18 protein-coding genes are annotated in these 20,543 nt (G+C 64.6%); 10 read left to right on the top strand and 8 right to left on the bottom strand.

Annotation, left to right across the window (positions count from 1 at the left end; genetic code table 11):
• The first annotated feature begins 62 nt into the window (after positions 1 to 62).
• From M2427_RS22620 to M2427_RS22595, 6 genes are all read left to right on the top strand, one after another.
• Positions 63 to 671: a LemA family protein gene (locus tag M2427_RS22620; RefSeq protein ID WP_280708903.1), complete on the top strand. Its 609-nt coding sequence runs from the start codon at positions 63 to 65 to the stop codon at positions 669 to 671.
• Positions 672 to 686: 15 nt separating this feature from the next.
• Positions 687 to 1,565 carry a YgcG family protein gene (locus M2427_RS22615; protein WP_280708901.1) on the top strand — a complete coding sequence of 293 codons (879 nt, stop codon included), beginning with the start codon at positions 687 to 689 and terminating at the stop codon, positions 1,563 to 1,565.
• A 2-nt stretch (positions 1,566 to 1,567) separates the two neighbouring features.
• The gene (locus M2427_RS22610; protein ID WP_280708900.1) at positions 1,568 to 2,065 is read left to right on the top strand and encodes a TPM domain-containing protein; all 498 of its coding nucleotides are present in this window, start codon (positions 1,568 to 1,570) and stop codon (positions 2,063 to 2,065) included.
• A 293-nt stretch (positions 2,066 to 2,358) separates the two neighbouring features.
• Entirely contained in the window at positions 2,359 to 3,378 is a 1,020-nt protein-coding gene (locus tag M2427_RS22605; RefSeq protein ID WP_280709070.1) for a hypothetical protein, read from the top strand.
• 92 nt (positions 3,379 to 3,470) lie between these two features.
• On the top strand, positions 3,471 to 5,021 hold the full coding sequence (locus M2427_RS22600; RefSeq protein WP_280708899.1) for a hypothetical protein: 1,551 nt from the start codon (positions 3,471 to 3,473) through the stop codon (positions 5,019 to 5,021).
• 50 nt (positions 5,022 to 5,071) lie between these two features.
• Positions 5,072 to 5,236: a hypothetical protein gene (locus M2427_RS22595; RefSeq protein ID WP_280708898.1), complete on the top strand. Its 165-nt coding sequence runs from the start codon at positions 5,072 to 5,074 to the stop codon at positions 5,234 to 5,236.
• A gap of 54 nt (positions 5,237 to 5,290) precedes the next feature.
• Here M2427_RS22595 and M2427_RS22590 read toward each other — a convergent pair whose 3' ends face one another.
• Both M2427_RS22590 and putA read right to left on the bottom strand, forming a co-directional pair.
• On the bottom strand, positions 5,291 to 6,496 hold the full coding sequence (locus tag M2427_RS22590; RefSeq protein WP_280708897.1) for a CoA transferase: 1,206 nt from the start codon (positions 6,494 to 6,496) through the stop codon (positions 5,291 to 5,293).
• 117 nt (positions 6,497 to 6,613) lie between these two features.
• A complete protein-coding gene (gene putA / locus M2427_RS22585) occupies positions 6,614 to 9,613 on the bottom strand; it encodes a bifunctional proline dehydrogenase/L-glutamate gamma-semialdehyde dehydrogenase PutA (protein ID WP_280708896.1) in 3,000 nt (999 codons plus the stop codon).
• Positions 9,614 to 9,727: 114 nt separating this feature from the next.
• Here putA and M2427_RS22580 point away from each other — a divergent pair, with 114 nt between their 5' ends.
• Entirely contained in the window at positions 9,728 to 10,189 is a 462-nt protein-coding gene (locus tag M2427_RS22580) for an Lrp/AsnC ligand binding domain-containing protein (protein ID WP_280709068.1), read from the top strand.
• 168 nt (positions 10,190 to 10,357) lie between these two features.
• Here the strand turns inward: M2427_RS22580 and M2427_RS22575 are convergent, their stop codons facing one another.
• The 4 genes from M2427_RS22575 to M2427_RS22560 form a co-directional block, all read right to left on the bottom strand.
• Positions 10,358 to 10,558, bottom strand: coding sequence for a cold-shock protein (locus M2427_RS22575; protein WP_008134691.1), 201 nt, complete (start codon positions 10,556 to 10,558; stop codon positions 10,358 to 10,360).
• A 208-nt stretch (positions 10,559 to 10,766) separates the two neighbouring features.
• Positions 10,767 to 11,075: a cytochrome c gene (locus M2427_RS22570; protein WP_280708895.1), complete on the bottom strand. Its 309-nt coding sequence runs from the start codon at positions 11,073 to 11,075 to the stop codon at positions 10,767 to 10,769.
• An 11-nt stretch (positions 11,076 to 11,086) separates the two neighbouring features.
• The gene (locus M2427_RS22565; RefSeq protein WP_280708893.1) at positions 11,087 to 12,286 is read right to left on the bottom strand and encodes a molybdopterin-dependent oxidoreductase; all 1,200 of its coding nucleotides are present in this window, start codon (positions 12,284 to 12,286) and stop codon (positions 11,087 to 11,089) included.
• A gap of 136 nt (positions 12,287 to 12,422) precedes the next feature.
• Positions 12,423 to 14,159, bottom strand: coding sequence for an adenylate/guanylate cyclase domain-containing protein (locus M2427_RS22560; RefSeq protein ID WP_280708892.1), 1,737 nt, complete (start codon positions 14,157 to 14,159; stop codon positions 12,423 to 12,425).
• 314 nt (positions 14,160 to 14,473) lie between these two features.
• On the opposite strand from M2427_RS22560, the gene M2427_RS22555 reads away from it, so the two are divergent.
• Complete coding sequence (locus tag M2427_RS22555) at positions 14,474 to 15,979, top strand: glycosyltransferase family 39 protein (protein WP_280709067.1); 1,506 nt, start codon at positions 14,474 to 14,476, stop codon at positions 15,977 to 15,979.
• Between the two features lie 179 nt (positions 15,980 to 16,158).
• On the opposite strand, the gene M2427_RS22550 is transcribed toward M2427_RS22555, so the two are convergent.
• A complete protein-coding gene (locus M2427_RS22550; protein ID WP_280708890.1) occupies positions 16,159 to 17,193 on the bottom strand; it encodes a TIGR01620 family protein in 1,035 nt (344 codons plus the stop codon).
• Positions 17,190 to 18,659, bottom strand: a complete 1,470-nt coding sequence (locus M2427_RS22545) for a YcjX family protein (RefSeq protein ID WP_280708889.1) — start codon at positions 18,657 to 18,659, stop codon at positions 17,190 to 17,192. The genes M2427_RS22550 and M2427_RS22545 overlap by 4 nt, the downstream gene beginning before the upstream one ends.
• A gap of 179 nt (positions 18,660 to 18,838) precedes the next feature.
• On the opposite strand from M2427_RS22545, the gene M2427_RS22540 reads away from it, so the two are divergent.
• Positions 18,839 to 19,534, top strand: coding sequence for a hemolysin III family protein (locus tag M2427_RS22540; protein ID WP_280708888.1), 696 nt, complete (start codon positions 18,839 to 18,841; stop codon positions 19,532 to 19,534).
• 61 nt (positions 19,535 to 19,595) lie between these two features.
• Positions 19,596 to 20,390 carry an SDR family oxidoreductase gene (locus M2427_RS22535; RefSeq protein ID WP_280708887.1) on the top strand — a complete coding sequence of 265 codons (795 nt, stop codon included), beginning with the start codon at positions 19,596 to 19,598 and terminating at the stop codon, positions 20,388 to 20,390.
• Positions 20,391 to 20,543: the final 153 nt, after the last annotated feature.

Genomic DNA, 20,543 nt, shown 5'->3' with positions numbered 1-20,543 from the left:
ACATCTGGCGCCGTACGCGCTCAATCTGGTAGTTTGCCGCCGATTCCACCGGGAGAAATTTGATGCGGAAGATCCTGACCGTGCTGGCGGCGCTGGCCTCGCTCAGCCTCACCAATTGCGGATACAATGCCATCCAGAGCCAGGATGAGCAGATCAAGGCCAACTGGTCTGAGGTGGTGAACCAGTATCAGCGCCGCGCCGATCTCGTGCCCAACCTGGTCAACTCGGTGAAGGGCTTTGCGCAGCAGGAAAAAGACGTGCTGCTCGGTGTCACCAATGCCCGCGCCAAGGTCGGCAGCATCCAGGCGACGCCCGAGGTGCTGAATGATCCGGCTGCGCTCCAGAAATTCCAAGCCGCCCAGGGCGAACTCTCCAGCGCGCTGTCGCGGCTTCTTGTCGTGACCGAGAATTATCCGCAGCTCAAGTCCGACGCGCTGTTCAAGGATCTGATGTCGCAGCTCGAGGGCACCGAGAACCGCATCACTGTCGCCCGCAACCGCTACATCAAGTCGGTCCAGGAATACAATGTCACCATCCGCTCGTTCCCGAGCAACCTCACCGCAATGATGTTCGGTTACAAGGAGAAGGCGAACTTCACGGTCGAGAACGAGAAGGAGATCTCGACCGCGCCGAGGGTCGATTTCAACACAGCGCCCGCGCCGTCAAAGTAAGCGCGTTCGGCTCCAATGCGCGCCATCAAGGCCATCTTCCTCGCACTGCTGCTTGGCTGGACGTTCTCCGCCTTCGCCGATGTTGCGGTGCCGCAGCTCACCGGCCGCGTGGTCGACCGGACCGGGACGCTGTCCAGCGGCGATATCGTCGCGCTGTCGCAGAAGCTTGGCGATTTCGAGAAGCGCAAGGGCAGCCAGATCGCCGTCCTGATCGTGCCGACGACGGACCCGGAAACGATCGAGCAATTCTCCATCCGCGTCGCGGAGGCCTGGAAGATCGGTCGTAACAAGGTCGACGACGGTGCGATCCTCGTCGTCGCCAAGAACGACCGGCACCTGCGCATCGAGGTCGGCTATGGCCTCGAAGGCGTGCTTACCGACGTCACGTCGCGGCGGATCATCGACGAGGTCATCACGCCGAAATTCCGGGAGGGCGATTTCGCCGGCGGCATTTCGGCCGGCGCCGAGCGGATGATGCGCGTCGTCGATGGCGAGCCATTGCCGGCTCCTTCGCGCAGCGTGAATTTTGCCAATCTGGACGACATCGGGCCGCTCCTCCCGGTCGCGCTGTTTGCATCGCTCGTCGTCGGCGGCTTCCTGCGCGCGCTGCTGGGACGATTGCTGGGCTCGGTCGCAACCGGCAGCGTGATCGGCCTCCTGGCGATGCTTATCATCGGATCGGGCGCCTTGGCCTTGCTCGCCGGGATCATCGGCTTTGTGCTGTCCTTCATCGCCGATCTGTTTCCGGCTTCGACCGGGTCGTCGCGCGGCGGCTCATGGTCGAGCGGCTCCTCGTCCGGCGGCTGGAGCAGCGGTTCATCATCCAGTGACAGCGGCAGCTTCAGCGGGGGCGGCGGCAGCTTTGGTGGCGGCGGCGCCTCGGGGAGCTGGTAATCATGGGCATTGGGCGTATCACCAAGCATCTTCTCCAGCACCACTGGCGCGCGCGGCAGGTGTTTCCGCAAAGCGTGCTCGACCGCATCGAGCAGGCGATCAAGCAGAGCGAAACGACGCATTCCGGCCAGGTCCGCTTCGTCGTCGAAGGCGCGCTCGACGGCCGACCGTTGTTCAGCCATCAGCACGCCCGCGAGCGCGCGCTCGATCTGTTCTCGCATTTGCGGATCTGGGATACCGCGCACAACAACGGTGTGCTGATTTATCTGCTGCTCGCCGACCGCGACGTCGAGATCATTGCCGACCGCGGCATCGACGCGAAGGTCGGTGCTGCCGGCTGGGAAGCGATCTGCCGCGCGATGGAGGCCGAGTTCAGGTCCGGCCAGTTCGAGCGCGGTGTGATCGACGGCATCGCCGCGGTGTCACGCGAGCTGGCCAAGCACTTCCCGCCGGGCGGGGCGTATCCGAACGAACTGCCGGATGCGCCGGTGGTGATGTGAGGATGGCGGAGACTCTCTCACCGTCACCCTGAGATGGCCGCTTCTTCAGCGGCCCTCGAAGGGCGACGGCCCGACTGTCCAGCCCTTCGGCTCAATCCGGCACTCTGCTGCAGGGCGTCATCGGCTGACGATTTGTTGCTCGCCGCCACGCCGGTTCCACTTTCCCGACCCAATTCGGCCTCGGACGAGTTCCTAAAATTTCGGTAAGCGGGTCCCGAGGTAAGGAATTCGCAAGCAATGAAAGTTACCAAAAGGTCAACCCAGACTGGAGTATTTGAGCCGTGAGCGAACCCATGCCCGACCTGGCCGGCCAAGAGACTAACGACCGGACCGCCGCCGATGCCGCCGTAGGTGCCGCGCCGCAGGAGGTCGAGGCGGCCGCCGGCATCGACGCCCCCTCGATCGCCCCTGACCATGAGACGCCGCCCAAGCCTGAGCCGATCAAGGCGGACGCCCCGCAGGTCGAACCTCCCCGGATCGAGGTTCCGAAGATTGAAGCCAAGGCCGAGACCAAGCCGGAGCCGAAATCCGAGACAAAACCCGGCAAGCTCATCGTCATGACGCCCTCGCAGCGGTCCTGGGACCGCGAAGCGCCGCATGTGAAGGCCGACGAGGTGCGTGACACCGGCAGCAAGCGCCGCCTGTCGGCGATGGCCGCGGTCGTTGCGATCGCGGCTTGCGTCGGCGCCATCAGCGGCGCGCTCGCGACCGCCGGCATGATGCATTTCGCGGCCAGCCCGGCGCCGGCCCAGGTCGCCGACACCAGCGCGCTGGATGCCTCCGTCGCCCGGATCGATTCCGACATCGTCGCGCTGAAGGCCAATGTCGAGCACACTTCGAAGAATGGCCTCAGCCAGATCAACCGGGCCAACGACCGCCTCGACAAGCTCGAGAAGGCGCAGGCCGAGCCGATGGCCAAGCTCGCCAAGCTGTCCGAGACCGTCGACAGGCTCCGCGCCACGCCGCCGGCCCCTGCTCCCGCGCAGGCCGCAGCCGTTACGCCTGCCAAGGAAACCACCGGCGCGATCGCAGCACCGGCCCCGACGCAAGTTGCGACGGCCGCCGCTGCGCCGGCTCCTGTGCCGGCCACGCCCAAGACCGAAGTCAAGACCGAAGTCGGCCGCTTGCCGACGATCGAGGGCTGGAGGCTTCGTGATGTCGCCAATGGTGGCGCGCTGATCGAGGGCCGGAATGGCCTGTACGAGGTCTATGCCGGCGATCCTATCCCCGGTGTTGGCCGCGTCGATGCGATCCGTCGCCAGGACGGCCACTGGGTGGTCGTCACCGCCAAGGGCCTGATCACCGCGCGTTAGCGTCCGATATCCGACATTCGAAGAGGCGCTTCACCACCACGTGAAGCGCCTTTTTGCTTGAATAGGCGGCTCTGTGCGGTGTTAGTGGAGGCATGAGCCGCGCGCTGCGAATTTTCCTGGCTGCCGCCATATTGTTCGGCAGCGTCATGTCGCTCTCGGCAGCAGAGAATGCGCCGCTCGCGCGCGGGACCGCGATCACCGACCCCGATCTCCTGCGCAAGCTTGACCAGAGCGATGCGCTGTCGATTTCACGCTTGTTGCAGCCGGAGCGGAACGCGAATGTTCCGCTGACGAGCGATCAGCTGTTCGCATCGCTGCCGCAGCTCAAGGAGATTCCGCCGGCGATCGATGCGGAGTTCGATCGCTACATCGCGCAGCACAAGCAGGCTTCACCGAGCGAGACCACCGGCGTTGGTGAAGGGTTCGATGTCGAGCTGTTCGATCGGGCCAACCTGAAGTCCGCCAACACGAGTTTCGTACTGGCCGGCATCATCAACCGCATGGACCGTGCCTATGTGTCGGAAGAATCCTGCGGCGAGGTCAGGCTGATCTATCGCCTGGCGCGGTTCGAGCGAAAACCGGATGGCGGCAGCACCGCGACGCGCCTGCCGATGACCTTCAACCTCGTGATGAAAGCGCGCGATGCACGCCAGATGGATGCGGGCGGCAAGCCCATCACCTGCGCCGAGGTCGCGCGGCGCTGGCTGGGCAATGGCGACTGGCAGGGGCTGATCGGCAGCCGCACTGCGCCTTACGATGCGATGATCGACCGTATCGAGACCAACATCCAGATCTCGATCTCGCCGAAATCGGCGCTGCATGATTTCCGCTCCGACTATCTGCTCAAGGTGTTCAAATATGACGCGGCCAGCAAGGTTTTCGTGGAATCGACGCTCGAGAACCAGATCGACCGCGACCGCATCCTTGCCGATGATACGCTTCGACGCGACTTCAAGGCGTGGCTGCTGGCGCCCGCGAATCTGCGCGAGTTTGATCGCGGCACAGTGCTGATCCCGGAGCAATATCTCGCCAAGGCCGCGGTGGCGCCGACGCCTTCGGGCCTCGATGCTTCAACGATGCAGCCGGAATTTGGGATGATGCAGGGTGAAGGCAAGGGCGAGGGCAAGGGTAATCCCGTCTTCACCGATGACGACGTCGTCGGCGCGCTCAAGCAAGCCGCCGCGCGCGGCATCGCCATGGAGAACATCCGATCGGTCGCAGGCTTCCAGCGCCGCCTGAATGACGTCACCTGCTCGGGTTGTCACCAGACCCGGGGCATCGGTGGTTTCCATTTTCCGGGTGTGGACTGGCTGACGGAGAACGCGTCGAACGCCACCATCGTTCCGGCCTCGCCGCATTTTGTCGGCGACCAGCTCCGTCGCCGCGACATCCTGACCGCGTTTGCTACCGACAAACACCCCGATTTTTCACGCGGATTTGCCAGCCGGCCGCAGACCCGCGGAAGTCGGGAGCTCGCCGGCACCGAATATCAGGACGGCTGGGGCGCGCATTGTTCCCTGCAAAATGAGGGATCGGGAACGGCTGACAAGAGTTTTACGTCATGGACCTGTGCTAAAGGTCTCACCTGTCAGGCTGCGGCCGCCTCAAGCCGCATTGGCATGTGCTTCATCAAGACGCGTTAGCGCATGGTCCCCACGATCATGCGTCAGCCAACAAGCGATTTGGATGACCCATGACGGATACCAGCGAAGCCGACAAGCAGCGCAATCGCGAGATCGCGCAGAATGAGGAAGCCAAGCAAGTCGCCGGCAGCTTCCGCATCAGCGCCTCCGCTGTTGCTGTCGTCGTCATCCTCGGCGGCATCCTGTTCACGCTCGGCTGGCTGGCGCTGAGATAGGCCTCAATTCGCGTAGTTCGTCATCCGTTGTCCCGGAAGCAACTCAAAGGCCCCTTACCCCACAGCCCCCTTTGCGCGCAGCTGCTTGATCGCTTGCTCGTCGTATCCCGCGCCACGCAAAATCTCGTCACTGTGCTCGCCGACACCGGGCGGCTTGCGCGGCTGCACCTTCTTGGTGCCGTCGATCCAGATCGGCGAGTTGATCGTCAGCATGGTGTCGTTCTCGAACGGCACCAGCACTTCGTTGTCGAGCATCTGCTTGTCGTTCGGGATATCGTCCAGGATTCCGACGATACCGAATACCAGCCCGTTGCCGTCGAGGATCTTGCGCCAGTCGGCGAGATCCTTGGTGGCGAAGGTCTCGTCAAAGATCTTGATCAACTCGATCGAGCGGGCGTGACGGTCGGGTTTTGTGGCAAAGCGCGGATCGGTGATCAGGTCCTCGCGGCCGAGGCACTTGGCCAAGGTCGGAAACTGCTTCTCCTCGCTGAGCAGCGACAGGATCAGCCAGCGGCCGTCCTTGCACTGGTAGTGGTTGGCAACGGCATTGAGCGCGCGCTCGCGCGGGCGCCGCTCGCCGAACTTGGCGCCGCAGAGCTTTGCCTGTGCCAGCACGCTCGCCGCCCACACGCCATTGGCCATCAGATTGGAGGCGACATGCGAGCCCTTGCCGGTCTTCTCGCGCTGGTAGAGCGCGGTGACAATGGCGCTGTACAGCGCCATGGCGCAGGGATGGTCGCCCATGCCGGCGACCGAGCGCGCCGGTGTTGTGTCGATATCGGCGCGGACGAGGTCCATCAGGCCGGAGCGCGCCCAATAGGCGTTGCTGTCGAAGCCGGGCTTGTTGGCTTCCTCGCCCTTCTCGCCATAGCCGGTGAAGGAGGCGTAGATCAGCCGGTCGTTGAGATGGGCGAGGTGGTCATAGGTGATGCCGAGCTTGGTGCGCACCGGCGGCGGCATGTTGGTGATGAAGACGTCGGCCTCTTCGACCAGTCTGTAGAGCACGGCCTGCGCCTCTGATTTGGAGAGGTCGAGCGCGAGGCTCTTCTTGTTGCGGGCCTCGAGCAGCCAGGCGAAATTGTGCTCGCCGGTGGGATAGCCGGGCAGGTTCGGCAGGTTGCGGTAGGGGTCGCCGGCGCCGGGCGGCTCGATCTTGATGACGTCGGCGCCGAAATCGGACAGCACGGTCGCGGCCGCGGGCGCCGCGATGAAGCTCGCGCAGTCCAGAACCTTGAGCCCTGCAAAAATGCCTTTTTCCATCGCTGGCGTTGCTCCCTCGCTCTTGTTGTTTCCCGCCGGCTGGAATTGGCGCGGGCCAAGTCATGGCAGCATTAGACCGATGTTTCGCCGGGATGCAACGGCGCCAGGCGCAGGGCCTCACTCCTCGCCTGCAAGCAGGGCTGCGTTGCCGCCGGCTGCGGCGGTGTTGATGGTCACGGTCTGCTCGGTGGCGAAGCGCGCGAGATAATGCGGGCCGCCGGCCTTGGGGCCGGTTCCGGACAGGCCGTTGCCGCCGAACGGCTGCACGCCGACCACCGCGCCGATCATGTTGCGGTTGACGTAGATGTTGCCGACCTGGACGCGGTCGATGATGGCCTCGACCGTGTCGTCGATGCGGGAGTGCACGCCGAGCGTGAGGCCATAGCCGGTGCGATCGACCGCCTGCAGCACGCGTTCGAGCGTTTCAGCCCGGTAGCGCACCACGTGCAGGATCGGGCCGAATATCTCCTCGGTGAGCTGGCCGGCATCCCTCAGCTCGAAGATATGCGGCGCGATGAAGCAGCCCTCCGGCGCGATGCCCGCAAAGTGCAGCTTCGCCTCTCTCTTCATCCGCGCAATGTGCGCGTCGAGGCGCTGCTTGGCATCGGTGTCGATGACAGGGCCGACATGCGTCGCGACTCCGGAGGGATCTCCGATCTTCAATTCGCGCGCTGCGCCTGCGATCATCTCGATCATGCGGTCGGCGACGTCCTCCTGCACGAACAGCAGCCGCAGCGCCGAGCAGCGCTGGCCTGCGGAGCGGAAGGCGGAGATGACGACGTCGTCAGCGACCTGTTCGGGCAGCGCCGTGGCGTCCGCGATCATCGCGTTGATGCCGCCGGTCTCCGCGATCAGGGGCACGATCGGCCCGTCCTTGGCGGCGAGCGTCCGGTTGATGTGACGCGCGACCTCGGTTGAGCCGGTGAAGACGACGCCGGCGATGTCGGGGTGTGCGGTCAGCGCCGCGCCGATGCGGCCGTCGCCGGTGACGAGATGCAGCGCGCTTGCGGGAATCCCGGCCTCGTGCAGCAGCGCGACGGCGTCGCGCGCGATGCGCGGCGTCTGCTCGGCGGGCTTTGCGACCACGCTGTTGCCGGCCATCAGGGCCGCGGTGACCTGGCCGAGGAAAATCGCCAGCGGAAAATTCCACGGCGAGATCGCGACGAAAACGCCGCGGCCGCGCATGGCGAGCGCGTTGCTCTCGCCGGTCGGGCCCGGCATCGCGGTCTCGTGACCAAATTGCTTTCGGCCCTGCGCGGCATAATAGCGGCAGAAATCGGCGGCTTCGCGCAACTCGGAGAGCGCGTCGTCGAGCGTCTTGCCGCCCTCGGCTTGCAGCAGCGCAAGGAAATGCGCACTGCTGCTTTCCAGCAGATGCGCGGCCTGTTCCAGCGCCGCCGCGCGCGTCCCCGCCGGCGTCCGGCTCCATCCAGCAAAGCCCGCGCGCGCCGCGGCGATCGCTGCGTTCGCCTGCTCGGGCGTCGCATCTGCGACCGGCCTGAGGTCGGGCGTTGCGGCCTTGACCTCGGCCAGCAACCGCTCGAGTGCTGCACGCTCGCCGAACTCGATGCCGGCTGAATTGTGCCGCTCCGGTGCAAAGAGATCACCCGGCAGCGGAATCTTGGCATGATGCGCATGATCCGGACGAACGATGAGACCGACCGGACGCTTCAACAGCGCCGGCACCGGGACGCGATAGTCGGCCGCCTGCGCCACGAAGGACGAGTTGGCGCCATTCTCCAGGAGACGCCGGACGAGATAGGCAAGCAAATCGCGATGGCTGCCGACCGGCGCGTAGGTGCGGTAGGCAATCTCGGGATGATCTCTGGCGAGCTGCTCGTAGAGCGCTTCGCCCATACCATGCAGCCGCTGGAATTCGAAGCCGGAGCTGGCGCCGGCGAGTTCCAGCACGGTCGCGACGGTGAGGGCGTTGTGGGTCGCAAATTGCGGGAAGATGCGCGGTCGCAGATTCAAGAGCTTCGTGGCGCAGGCGATGTAGTTCAGATCCGTCATCGCCTTGCGCGTGAACACCGGGTAGCCGTCGAGCCCGCGCTCCTGCGCGCGCTTGATCTCGGTGTCCCAATAGGCGCCCTTGACCAGCCGCACCATCAGCTTGCGGTCATGCGCCCGCGCCAGTTCGTGGATGTAGTCGATCACTGCGCTGGCGCGCTTCTGATAGGCCTGGATTGCAAGCCCGAATCCGTCCCAGCCAGCAAGCGAGGGATTGGCGAGCGTTGCCGCGATCACGTCGAGCGACAGCTCCAGCCGGTCGGCCTCCTCGGCATCGACGGTGAAGTTGAGGTCGTGGGCCTTGGCGCGCCGGGCGAGGTCCAGCAATTGCGGCACGAGCTCGCCCATCACGCGATCGCGGCTGATTGCCTCGAAGCGCGGATGTAGCGCCGAGAGCTTGACCGAGATGCCGGGCCGGTCGGGCAGCGGATGGTTGCCTGCGGCCTTGCCGATGGTTTCGATCGCACTCGCATAGGCGTCGAAATAGCGCTTGGCATCGGCTGCCGTGCGTGCGCCTTCGCCGAGCATGTCGAAGGAGTAGCGCGGCCTCTCGCCCGAGCGCGGCTTGCCGCGTTCCAGCGCCTGCTCGATGGTCTCGCCCAGCACGAAATGATTGCCCATCAGCCGCATCGCCTGACGCGTCGCGGTGCGCACGGCCGGTGCGCCGAGCCGCTTGACGAGGCGGCCGATGGTGCCGTCGGGCGTCTCGCCGGGCTGGATCACCCGCGCCGACAGGCCGAGCGCCCAGGCCGAGGCGTTGACCAGGAACGCCGTGGACTTGGTCTCGTGATGGATGAAATCGCCCTCGCCGAGCTTGTCCTCGATGAACTGGTCGGCGGTGCGGGCATCTGGCACGCGCAGCAGCGCCTCGGCCAGCACCATCAGCGCGAGGCCTTCCTTGGTCGAGAGTGCGAACTCGCGCAGCATGTCCTCGACGCCGCCGAACCGGTCGTCGCGCTTGCGGATCGCCTCGATCAGCCGCGTCGCGGTACGGTCGATCCGCGCCTCCTGCGGCGGGGCGAGATGGGTCGACGGAAACAGACGCGCAGCGATGTCGGCGTCGTCGGGCGCGTAGGGAGCGGAGAAGGGCGGGGGGGTGTTCGGCATGGCATGTCCTGTGGCTCAAATTCAGGATAAAGCCCGCGTGACCGCAGTTCGATAGACAAGATAGCCAAATTACCTTAGAAAATGAAGTCTAGAGGCGAAATGGCCGTATATAATATGGAACTCGATCGAATCGACCGGAAAATCCTCTCAATTTTGCAGGAAGATGGGCGCATAGCCAATGTCGAGCTCGCCGAGCGCATCGGCCTGTCCCCGACCTCGATCGGCGAGCGGCTGAAGCGATTACAGCGAGAAGGCTTTGTCGAGGGCTATGGCGCGCGGCTCAATCCGCACCGGCTTGGGCTGGGTCTTCTGGTGTTCGTCGAGGTCCTGCTCGACAAGACCACGCCTGACAATTTCGAGCGCTTTGCGCGTGCGGTAAAACTCGCGCCCGAAGTGCTGGAGTGTCACATGGTTGCAGGCGGATTCGACTATCTAGTGAAGGCGCGGCTTGCGGACATGACCGCGTATCGGCGCTTCCTCGGCGAGACCTTGCTGTTGATGCCGGGCGTGCGCGAGACGCGCACCTATGCGGTGATGGAGGAGATCAAGCGCGACGCACCGTTGCCGGTGGGCTGACCACATGCGGTCGCGATTGTCATTGCTGCGGCGTTGATTGGCGATTTCGACAGGCAAATAGCCTTTCGTGTGCAGTCGCAACGCCTGTCGTCGAATGCACGGATCGTCTTCTGAAATTTTCTTGGCCTCACTCCCGGACAAATCCGGGAGGCAGCAAAAGCTGGCGGCTTATACTTTGAGGTTCTCTGCGGAGGTTTTGCCCCGGTTTGCGATCTCTTCGTATTCCACCGTCTGTCCTTCGTTCAGGGACGACAGACCGGCTTTCTGCACTGCCGAGATATGCACGAACACATCTTTGCCGCCCGACGCAGGCTGGATAAATCCATAACCCTTGGTCGGGTTGAACCACTTGACCGTACCTTTAGCCATCACGACTTCTCCGCGGGTCTTCCTCCGAGATCACGAACCGCCAGTCCCCGCCAACCGGCCGGTTCGGTCCTACAGGATACGCGGAATGTGGCGGGCTTGGTAGATCAAACCACATCCGCATTTCGCGGAAATTCGCTCAACTTCGCGGCGTTTTTGCCTGATTTGCCCGTTTCGCGGTCAATTGAGCCTGGGCTGTCAACCTGGGCCGTCAATAAGTCGCGGCCAGGTAATCCACGATCTTGCCGACATCGGCATCGTCGATCGGCGCGCCATAGACCTTGATCATCTTGGTCACCTCGGCCTGCCAGAACGCCTTCTTGTCCTTCATCGGCGGTTGCGTGGCGATGTAATCGGACGAGTGGCAGGCGGCGCAATTGCCTTGCACGACCTCGAGATTGGGCCCGGGTTTGAAGGCGGCAATCTCATCCGGCGTCTTGTAATCGACTGACGCTGCGAAGGCCGAACCGATGACGGCGACAACGGCAAGCGTAATGGCGAGGAGAACGGTGCGCTGCATGATAATTCTCCTCAGGCGACGCTGACGCGGACGGTTTCGACGACGTTGCGCAAATAACCCGCCGGATTCCAGCGCGGCGTCTCCGGCTGCGTCTCACCGGAATTGCTGGTGGCGCGCACCTTTAGCTCGACCTCGCCCGCCGCAAGTTTCACCGGCAGCTTCCATTCGCGGAACGAGTAATTGCCGAGATCCTTGCCGAGCTTGGCTGAGGTCCAGGTCTTACCGCCGTCGGTGGAGACCTGGACGTCCTTGATGCCCTTGCCGCTGTCGAAAGCGATGCCGCGCAGCGTCGTGCTTCCCGCCTTCAGCCTGGCGCCGTCGGTCACGCTGGTGATGAAGGAGCGGATGGTGAAGCGGTTGATCGGGATCGTCGCCTTCGGCGTCGTGCCGGGTTCGACCGAATTGTTGGGCGTATCAGGAATCCGGTACGCGCCCTTCATCCAGAACCCGTCATAGACGCCGTCGATGACGGTGATCTCGTTGAGGTGCTTGACCCAGTAGGTGCCGTAATAGCCCGGCACCACCAGGCGCAGCGGGAAGCCGTTGAGGAACGGCAGATCGTCGCCGTTCATGCCATAGGCCAGCATCACCTCGCCATCGGTGGCGTGATCGAGGTCGAGCGCCTTGGCGAAATCAGGCGTCTTATCGCTGACAGGCCCGTCCATGCCGGCAAACACCACTTGCTTGGCGCCGGCCTGCACGCCGGCCATCTCCAGCACGGTCTTCAGCGGCACGCCGCGCCAGCGCGCATTGCCCATCGCGCCATTGGCGAGCTGGCCGCCGGCGACGCGCGGCTCGGAGAAGCCGCGGCTGTTGCCGGAGCATTGGTTGACGGCGACGATCTCGGTCGCCTTCATCTTGCGGATGTCCTTCAGCGACAGCTTCAGGGGCTTGTCGACCTTGCCCTTGATCTCGAGCGTGAACTTGTCGGGGTCGAGATCATAGGGCAGGCCGGCGAGGTGATAGCGTACGAAGAACGCATTGTTCGGCGTGATCGGGCCGTCGTTGAACACCGCGAATGGCGTCTCGAGCTGCGGCGGCCGGCTGGTCACGCCGATCATCGGCCGCTTCTGCGGATATTTCACCAGCGGCCGCTCGCCATTGGCGAACGGGAGCGTGATGGTGTCGAGTGCCAGTGCTTTGGTGGAATTCAGTGTCGCCGCAAGTGCGGCAAGGCCCGCTCCTTTGAGCAGGTCGCGTCGGTCAAACATCTCGTCTCCTCCCGGAGCTTTTCGTTGAATCAGCGGTCATCACCGCGATTCTGCGCCCATCTGTCGCAACGACTCGGGCGAAGTCAATTCGTGCTTTCGCAGCAAGCCCATGCCGCTGCGCTGCAACAGGGTGGGGTTACGCCGCGACCCGCTCGCCACCGGCGATGACGGCCGACAATGTCCTGGTGTCGGTGACGACACGCACGACCATCGGTTCGTCGCGGCCGCGGATCGCGACCTCCTGCTTTGGCAGCGCGTCCTCGTGAAGGCCGGCGGTGCGGCGCACTTCTTCGGAGACGATCGCCTCGCATTGAAGCGTCTTGGTCATGTCCTGGAGCCGGGCCGCAACATTCACCGCATCGCCGAGCGCAGTGAAGACGATGTGGTCGCGATAGCCGATGTCGCCGATGATGACCTCGCCGCCATGGACGCCGATGCCGAAGCGGATCGGCTGGCGCAGATCGTGGCTCAGGAGCTCGTTGAGCTCGTCCACATGGGTCGCGATGGCAGCCACCGCCTTCAGCGCCTGCCGGCAGGCGGTGTGCGGATCGCTGGTGAGGCCGAACAGCGCCAGCATGCCGTCGCCGACGAACTGGTTCGGCTGGCCGCCATTCTCGATCACGGCCTGCGACACCGCGCCGAGGAAGCGGTTGACGATGAAAACGGTATCGAACGGCAGGCGTTTCTCGGCGAGCTGGGTCGAGCCGCGCATGTCGACGAACAGGCTGACGAGATAGCGTTCCTGGCCGATCCGCGCCGGCGACGTCGCCTGCGCATTGGCCGAGAGCATGTGCGGCATGAACAGCTGGAAGAAGGAGAGATCGGAGTTCGGCCGCAGCTGGCAGGCCAGCCGGATCGAGGGGTCGGCGGTGCCGACGCGGGCCAGCACGAAGGCCTCGCGCTGCGACGGTTCGGGCAGGGCGGCATGATCGCCGATGATGCGGATACGGCAGGTCGAGCAGCGGGCGCGGCCGCCGCAGACGCTGGCATGCGGCACGTTGTGGCGCAGGCTTGCTTCCAGCACGGAGAGACCCTTGGGCACGCGCACGGTCTTGCCGTTGCCATAGGACAGCGCGATCATGCCACCGCGCCGCTCGCGCCAGCTGCGTACCCCGCGTGTGAGCATCACCAGTCCGAGCAGGCCGATGTAGCTGATGGTCAGTCCGCCGGTGATGCGGTCGAGCGTGTCGGCCTGTGCGAACGAGCCGACCTCGCGCTGCGTGTAATTTTGCCGGCGCCACTCGCCGTCCTCACTGTCGGCGGCGACACTGCGGCCACCCTGGTAGATGCCGAGCAGCGCCAGCGTCGGGATCAGCACGGCGGCCGCAAGCAAATAGGGGGCCGCGCGCGTGAAGAATGGCTTCAGCCGCAGCCAGAAATAGATGCCGATGCAGCCGTGCACCCAGGCGACGATCAGCAGGATCGTCATCGTCCAGAGCCGGCCAGGCGCCGCGACGAAGAACAGATAGAGCTCCTGCGGATAGAGCTTCTCGTGGCCGTACAGGATTTGGCCCAGCCGGATGCCGATCACATGCGCCATGATCAGCGCGGGGATGCTCAGGCCCAGCACGAGCTGCAGCGGCTCGATCGTCCGCCAGCGGAACTGGCGGCGCTGGTACAGCGCATAGACGCCGAGCCCCATATGGGTGAAGGCCGCGCCATAGAACACGATCGCAACAGGGAGGAACTGCCAGAACGCCATGTGGTAGGTGACCCCGACCTGCATGGCATCGACCGAGATGTTGCCGAGCGCATGGTTGAGGAAATGGCTGACCACGTAAGCGAACAGGATGACGCCGCAGACCAGCCGCACCTGTCGCGCGCTGGTCGAGCGAACGAGTTCGGGCAATCGTGAAAGGGCGGTCGTGGCCATGATTCGGTTGTACCAGTTCACGGAGGAGAACAGCCAGTAGAGAGTTAAATTCCGCCGGTGAACGGCCCCTCCGATCACATGCGCGGCAAGGTTACGTAACGGTAAGTCTCGTAGGCTCTCCGTCGTCGTCCCGGACAAGCGCGCCCTACGGGTCCCGGGTCGCGGTTCGCTTGCCCGGGACGACGGCGGCCACATTGACTCCCCCTCCCAAGTCGGGGAAAAGCTCGGCCGTGACGATCGTTCCCGACATCGCCGTGAAGCCCGACGGCACCTCGCGCCGGCCGCTCGTCGTGGCCGCGCTGGTGATCGCCGCGATGACGGTGCTGCGCATCGTCTATGCCTCGCGAATCGAGCTGCGCACCGACGAGGCCTATTACTGGACCTGGTCGAAGGAGGCGGCGCTGAGCTTCCTCGATCATCCGCCCGGCATTGCCTGGCTCATCTGGCTCGGCACCCTCATCTTCGGCGACACCGCGCTCGGCGTCCGCTTCGGTGGCATTGTCGCGATGCTGGTGACGCAGCTGTTGCTCGCCGACATCGTCCGCCGCCTCACCCATGATGTGCGCGCGATCGTGGTTGCGGTGCTGATGCCGGAGGCCGCGCTCTATTACGGCCTGCTGATGGCCAAGGTCGCGCCCGACGTTGCCATGATCCCGTTCGCGGTGGCGATGATGTGGTCGCTGGTGCGGCTGACGCAAAGCGGCGACGGCCGCTGGTGGCTCGCGGCCGGCCTGTTCGCCGGCGTGTCGCTCCTCTCAAAATTCACCGCCATCATGTTCGCGCCGGCAGTCGCAGCATTTCTGCTGGTGCCGGATTGGCGGTTGCGCTGGCTGCGCAGCCCCTATCCTTATCTCGCGGTGCTGATCGCGATCGCAATGTTCTCGCCGGTGCTGATCTGGAATGCGCAGTACGACTGGGCCTCGTTCCGTTTTCAGGGCGTGCGCGCCACCGCCAATTACGGCATCTCGCTGCGCACCATCGGCGATTATCTCGGGCTGCAATTCGGCCTCGTCGGTTTTGTCATGTTGCCGGTGGTGCTGTCAGGACTCGTCATGACGGCGTGGCGCGGCTATCGCACGCGCGAGCCGGTTGCGATCCTGCTGTCGACGGCCGTGCTGGTGCCGTTCGCTTATTTCTTCTTCAAGTCGCTGACGCTCAGGGTCGGCGATACCTGGCCGATGTTCATGTGGCCGACAGGCTTTGCGGCTACCGCGGTGAACCTGGCGATGCTGCCGAAAGAAGGCTGGTCGGCGCGGACGATCCGCTCGGGCATCTTCTGGATGAACACGGCGCTGGTGTCGGGCATCGCCTTCGTCGTGATCGTGTTCCTCTATTATGTCGCCGCGCCCTGGAATTTCCTCGGCAGGATGGATCCGATCGGCGCCGAGGCCGGCTACGAGCAGGTTGCCGCGCGCGCACAGGCCGCGCTCGATGAGACCGGCGCGACCTGGATCGCGACCACGGACTACCGCACCTACGCCATGATGCGCTGGATGTTCCGCGGCCGCGTGCCCGTGATCGAAATCACCGAGCGCGGCCGCTTCCAGGATTTCCGCGATCCCGGCATGGACAGGATCAAGGGGCATGCCGGAATCTATATCGGTCGTCAGCCCGATGATCATTTGCCGCCGTGGGCGAGCATCCCCGCCAAACGCGAGCAGCTCGCTCAAGCCGAACGCCGCTGGCGTGGTGTCCTGATCGACACCTACACGATCGACAAGCTCACCGGGTGGACCCCGGAGCTCTCGCCACCGAAGGACTCGCCGCTGTTCCAGTGGCGGGTGCTGGCGGGGGAATTTGAGAAGCGCTCGCTTGCGTAGTGCGGTCTTCTTCTTCCCTTCTCCCCTTGCGGGAGAAGGTGGCGCGAAGCGCCGGATGAGGGGTATCTCTCCATTCGCATCACTGTTCGTGAGGATAGATACCCCTCACCCGTCTCGCCGCTTCGCGACGAGCCACCCTCTCCCGCAAGGGGAGAGGGTGCAGCGAGCGTGCGGCTCGGCTAGCGCTCCTCCTCGTCCTCTTTCCTCCGCAACAAATCCGTCGCGAGATCGGCTAGTTTTGGCGGCGGCAACGCCGCAAACGGCAGCGGCCTGGTGACGTCGATCGCGGCAAGACCTAGCCGCGCCGTCAGCAGGCCGTTGAGCATCCCTTCACCCAGCCGCTGCGACAGCTTTGCTGCAATCCCGTGCCCCAGCATCTGCTGCACCAGGCTGTCGCTTGCAGCGAGGCCGCCGGTGATGGCGAGATGGGCGATGACGTGGCGGAGCAGGCGGATCATGCCGAGTGCGCCGGGCCGGCCGCCATAGAGCCGGGCAAGCTGGCGGATCAGGCGCAGCGAGGCCACGAACACGAACAGCACGTCGAACAGCGCGCGCGGCGACACTGCGGTGACGATCGACACCCGCTGTGCCGCCGATGACACCAGCCGTCGCGCCTCCGCATCCAGCGGCGACATCAACTCGCGCTCGGCGAGCCGGATCATGTCGGCGCCGTCGATGATCTCGCCGGTGTGGCTCTCGAGCGCGGCGCGGGCGCGTGCGAGCTGCGGGTTCTGATGCGCGATCGCGATCAGATCCTGCACGATGGCGCGGCTCTCCCTGCGATCGTCGCTGGCGAGCACCTCTGCGGCGCGCCGATGCAGCTTCTCGATCGTCACAAGCCGTGCGAGGCCAAACGCCTCACGTCCGATCACCACCGCAAGCGCCAGCGTGGTGATGAAGGCGAGCGCAAGCCCGACGAAGCCGAGGCTCTCGCTGCGTGCGAACAGATCCTCGATCAATCGTGTCACGCCAAGTCCCGTGCCGAGCAGCGTGAGACCAGCGAGACCGGACCAGAACAGCGCGCCCCAGGGAAAGCCGCGCCGGGCGGGAGGCGCTGTTTCAATCGGCACGGGCAGCGCCTGAGGATCATGCTCCGGCGTGATCTGGATGGTGGCGCGGCCGAGCCTGCTCGTCTCGTCGGTCTCGGTGACGACGACATCGGGATCGTCGAGCCGGAACGTCGCCGGCCGCCGCTGATGGGATCGGTCGTTCATGCGAGCTTGTCTCCGATCAGGAACTGCAAGGCACGGTCGAGGCGGATGTGCGGCAGCGCGGGCTCTTCCGATCCCTCGCGTTCGAGATCAGGCGGGCGAAAGCGCAGGAAACGGAAATCGCTCTTCTCTGCGGCCTCCGTCGACAATCCGCGGAACGCACCGCTGCCGTTGAACAGCGGCTCGGGATCATCAGGCAGATCGCCCGGAAAGGTCGCGACCTCCGTGTTGCCGTCGAAGAATTCGCCGTTGGCGCTTTCGCCAGCGGCCGGCGTGCCCAGGATCGAAGGCAATTTGTCGCGGCCGTGCGCAACCTGTGCCTCGCGGGTGGCGCGCACGGCGGCGAGCGCCACCACGTCGATCTCGGCACCGGTATCTTCCGCGCGCGCCGCGGCGCGGGTCACCGCGCGGCGCAGCACGGCCTCCAGCCGGTCATGGCTGGAATGATGCAGATGATCCGCCTTCGTTGCCGCGAACAGGATGCGGTCGATGCGCGGCCTGAACATGCTGGAGAGAAACGTGCTGCGGCCGATATTGAAGCAATCGAGAATGCCTGATAGCGCGGCTTCGAGATCGTGCAGCGCCTCAGGTCCCGAATTGAATGCGGCGAGCGCATCGGCCAGCACGATCTGGCGATCGAGCCGGGCAAAATGATCCCTGAAGAACGGGCGGACCACGACGTCCTTGTAGGCTTCAAAGCGGCGCACCATCATCGCCCACAGCGATCCCTCGGCCGCCTGTCTGCCGACGGGTACGTCGAGCGGGGCGAAGGTCAGCGCCGGCGTATCGGCGAGACCGCCGGGCATCAGGAAGCGGCCGGGCGGCAACAGGCTCATCGCAAACCGCTCGTCGCGGCAGGCCCGCAAATATTGGGTGAAGAGCTTTGCGGCCGTGAGCGTTGCCTGCTCGTCCTCGCGCGCCTCGGGCTTGAGCGTTGCGAGATGCGCGTGCCAGTCCGCGGCCAGATGCGCACGCGGCGCTTCGCGCGACAACGCCAGGCTTTCGGCGGACCATTGCTCGTAGCTTTTCTGAAGCAGCGGCAGGTCGAGCAGCCACTCACCGGGGTAATCGACGATGTCGAGCGTCAGGGTGCGGTCGGCGCCGTTTGGGCGCTGATAGTCGATGACGAGACGCAGTTCGCTGATGTCCACCGTCGAGCTCGGCCAGCGCCGCTCCTCGATCAGCGCGCGCAGATGGCTCTCGTAGGAGAAGCGCGGCACGGCATCGTCGGGCTGGGGCGCCAGATTCGCCCGCGCGATCCGGCCCGATGAATAAGCCTCGAACACCGGAAAACGGCCGCCCCGCGTCAGCCCGTGGATCAGCGCGGTGATGAATACGGTCTTACCGGCGCGCGACAGGCCGGTGACACCAAGCCGCACCGTCGGGTTGAAGAAATGCTCGCCATAGTCGATCAGCGCCCGGGCCGAAAGCCTGGCTTCTTCGACCATATCCTGGAAACTGAATGCCATATGAACGTGAGTGATCTCGGGCGGGCGGAACAGTGATGCCGTTCACAAAAGTGGCAATTGCGTGAGGAAAATCAAGCTTCATACTTCCACCGCCTTTGTCGGCGATCAGCCGTTTGAACGACGCGCCGGTCCCGAAAGACCCATAAAAGAGTGGCCTTGTATTTGCTTCGTGGATTGCCATGACCGTCTTCAGATTGAAACAGCTCGCCTCCACCTCCATGCATGCCGCGGCCGACGCGATCCGCTGGAACTACGATCGCGCCGAGCTGATCGCCGACGGTATCATCCATGGGATCGGCGTGCTCGCCGGCATCATCGCCGCGACCGTGCTGGTGGTGCTGGCGGCGGTCTATGCCGATGCGACCGACGTCGTCGGCGTCTCGGTCTACGTTGCCGGACTGATGTCGATGCTGGTGCTGTCGGCGACCTACAATCTCTGGCCGATCTCGCCCGCCAAATGGCTGCTGCGCCGCTTCGACCATTCCGCGATCTATCTGTTGATCGCGGCGACCTACACGCCGTTCATCCTGGAGGTGAGGGACAATGTGTTCGCGCTGGTGCTGCTCGCCGGTGTCTGGTGTGTCGCGATATCAGGCATCGTGCTGAAACTTTTCTGGCCCGGCCGGTTCGATCGTGTTTCGGTCGGCATCTATCTCGTGATGGGCTGGAGCGGTGTGATGCTCTACGGGCCCGTGGTGAAGGCGCTGCCCGCCCTGGCGCTCGGCTTCATTCTGGCGGGCGGTCTGCTCTACAGCTTTGGCGTGATCTTCCACGCCTGGCGGCGACTGCGCTTCCAGAACGCGATCTGGCACGGTTTTGTCTTGGCCGGCGCGGCATGCCATTATACCGCGGTGCTCGACCTCGTGTTGAGCTGAGCAGGTTTCGCAAAGCGGCATAAGCTGAGCGGGCGGTATAAGAGACAAGAGGAGACGTCGCATGCAGGTGACCGGCAAGGTCGTGGTCGTCACGGGCGGCGCCAACGGCATCGGCAAGGCGCTATGCGAGGCCTTTTACAAGGCGGGTGCTGCCAAGGTCGTGGTTGCCGATATGGACTCAGCCAACGCGCGGGCCGTTGCCGCCAAGGTGGACGGCGCGGCGTTCAAATGCGACGTCGCGCAGGAAAAGGATATTTCGCACGTCATCGAGGAGACCGAGCGACAGTTCGGCCCGATCGCGCTGTTCTGCTCCAACGCCGGCATCGGCGGTGGCTTCGATCCGATGTCCGTCAATGCCGGCGGCGCCTCCGACGAGCCCTGGCAGCGCAGCTGGGCGATCCACGTCATGGCGCATGTTTATGCGGCGCGGCATCTCATCCCCCGCATGAAGGCGCGCGGCGGCGGCTATTTCCTCAACACCATCTCGGCCGCGGGTCTGCTGTCGCAGGTCGGCAGCCCGGCTTACTCGACGACGAAGCACGCCGCGGTCGGCTTTGCCGAAAACCTCGCGATCTCGCACAAGGCTGACAACATCAAGGTCTCGATCCTCTGCCCGCAGGGCGTCGACACCAACATGCTGCGCTCGATCCCCAAGGGCCCGCAATCCGGCGACGGCGACCTCACCCCGGAGCAGGTGGCGAAAGACGTGCTCGCCGGCCTCGAGCAGGAAACCTTCCTGATCCTGCCGCACCCGCAGGTGCTCGGCTACATGCGCAAGAAGACCGAGAATTACGACCGCTGGATCGGCGGCATGGCCAAGATCCAGGCGAAGATGCGGGAGGAGTTCGGGAAGTAGGCAGGGTTGATGCCACAAACTCGGTGTTGTCCTGGCGAAGGCCAGGACCCATACCGCGTGATCTCTGTGCTGTGAAAGGTCGTCATACCGGACGACTGGCCTTCGCCAAACACTCGCTTGGGGTAATGGGTCCTGGCTTTCGCCAGGACGACA

Origin of the sequence: Bradyrhizobium sp. BR13661 (genome assembly GCF_029892425.1) — a bacterium.
Classification (GTDB): Bacteria; Pseudomonadota; Alphaproteobacteria; order Rhizobiales; family Xanthobacteraceae; genus Bradyrhizobium.
Note: the sequence above shows the minus strand (reverse complement) of the source record. Positions and strands in the feature narration are given on the sequence as shown.

What these genes read in the sequence shown, in the direction of transcription:
- M2427_RS22580 (WP_280709068.1), top strand. Translation starts at nt 9,728, where the DNA reads ATGGAACTCGATCGAATCGACCGGAAAATCCTCTCAATTTTGCAGGAA.
- M2427_RS22590 (WP_280708897.1), bottom strand. Translation starts at nt 6,496, where the DNA reads ATGGAAAAAGGCATTTTTGCAGGGCTCAAGGTTCTGGACTGCGCGAGC.
- M2427_RS22560 (WP_280708892.1), bottom strand. Translation starts at nt 14,159, where the DNA reads ATGGCCACGACCGCCCTTTCACGATTGCCCGAACTCGTTCGCTCGACC.
- putA (WP_280708896.1), bottom strand. Translation starts at nt 9,613, where the DNA reads ATGCCGAACACCCCCCCGCCCTTCTCCGCTCCCTACGCGCCCGACGAC.
- M2427_RS22550 (WP_280708890.1), bottom strand. Translation starts at nt 17,193, where the DNA reads ATGAACGACCGATCCCATCAGCGGCGGCCGGCGACGTTCCGGCTCGAC.
- M2427_RS22565 (WP_280708893.1), bottom strand. Translation starts at nt 12,286, where the DNA reads ATGTTTGACCGACGCGACCTGCTCAAAGGAGCGGGCCTTGCCGCACTT.
- M2427_RS22605 (WP_280709070.1), top strand. Translation starts at nt 2,359, where the DNA reads ATGCCCGACCTGGCCGGCCAAGAGACTAACGACCGGACCGCCGCCGAT.
- M2427_RS22555 (WP_280709067.1), top strand. Translation starts at nt 14,474, where the DNA reads ATGACGGTGCTGCGCATCGTCTATGCCTCGCGAATCGAGCTGCGCACC.
- M2427_RS22540 (WP_280708888.1), top strand. Translation starts at nt 18,839, where the DNA reads ATGACCGTCTTCAGATTGAAACAGCTCGCCTCCACCTCCATGCATGCC.
- M2427_RS22610 (WP_280708900.1), top strand. Translation starts at nt 1,568, where the DNA reads ATGGGCATTGGGCGTATCACCAAGCATCTTCTCCAGCACCACTGGCGC.
- M2427_RS22535 (WP_280708887.1), top strand. Translation starts at nt 19,596, where the DNA reads ATGCAGGTGACCGGCAAGGTCGTGGTCGTCACGGGCGGCGCCAACGGC.
- M2427_RS22595 (WP_280708898.1), top strand. Translation starts at nt 5,072, where the DNA reads ATGACGGATACCAGCGAAGCCGACAAGCAGCGCAATCGCGAGATCGCG.
- M2427_RS22545 (WP_280708889.1), bottom strand. Translation starts at nt 18,659, where the DNA reads ATGGCATTCAGTTTCCAGGATATGGTCGAAGAAGCCAGGCTTTCGGCC.
- M2427_RS22570 (WP_280708895.1), bottom strand. Translation starts at nt 11,075, where the DNA reads ATGCAGCGCACCGTTCTCCTCGCCATTACGCTTGCCGTTGTCGCCGTC.
- M2427_RS22620 (WP_280708903.1), top strand. Translation starts at nt 63, where the DNA reads ATGCGGAAGATCCTGACCGTGCTGGCGGCGCTGGCCTCGCTCAGCCTC.
- M2427_RS22615 (WP_280708901.1), top strand. Translation starts at nt 687, where the DNA reads ATGCGCGCCATCAAGGCCATCTTCCTCGCACTGCTGCTTGGCTGGACG.
- M2427_RS22575 (WP_008134691.1), bottom strand. Translation starts at nt 10,558, where the DNA reads ATGGCTAAAGGTACGGTCAAGTGGTTCAACCCGACCAAGGGTTATGGA.
- M2427_RS22600 (WP_280708899.1), top strand. Translation starts at nt 3,471, where the DNA reads ATGAGCCGCGCGCTGCGAATTTTCCTGGCTGCCGCCATATTGTTCGGC.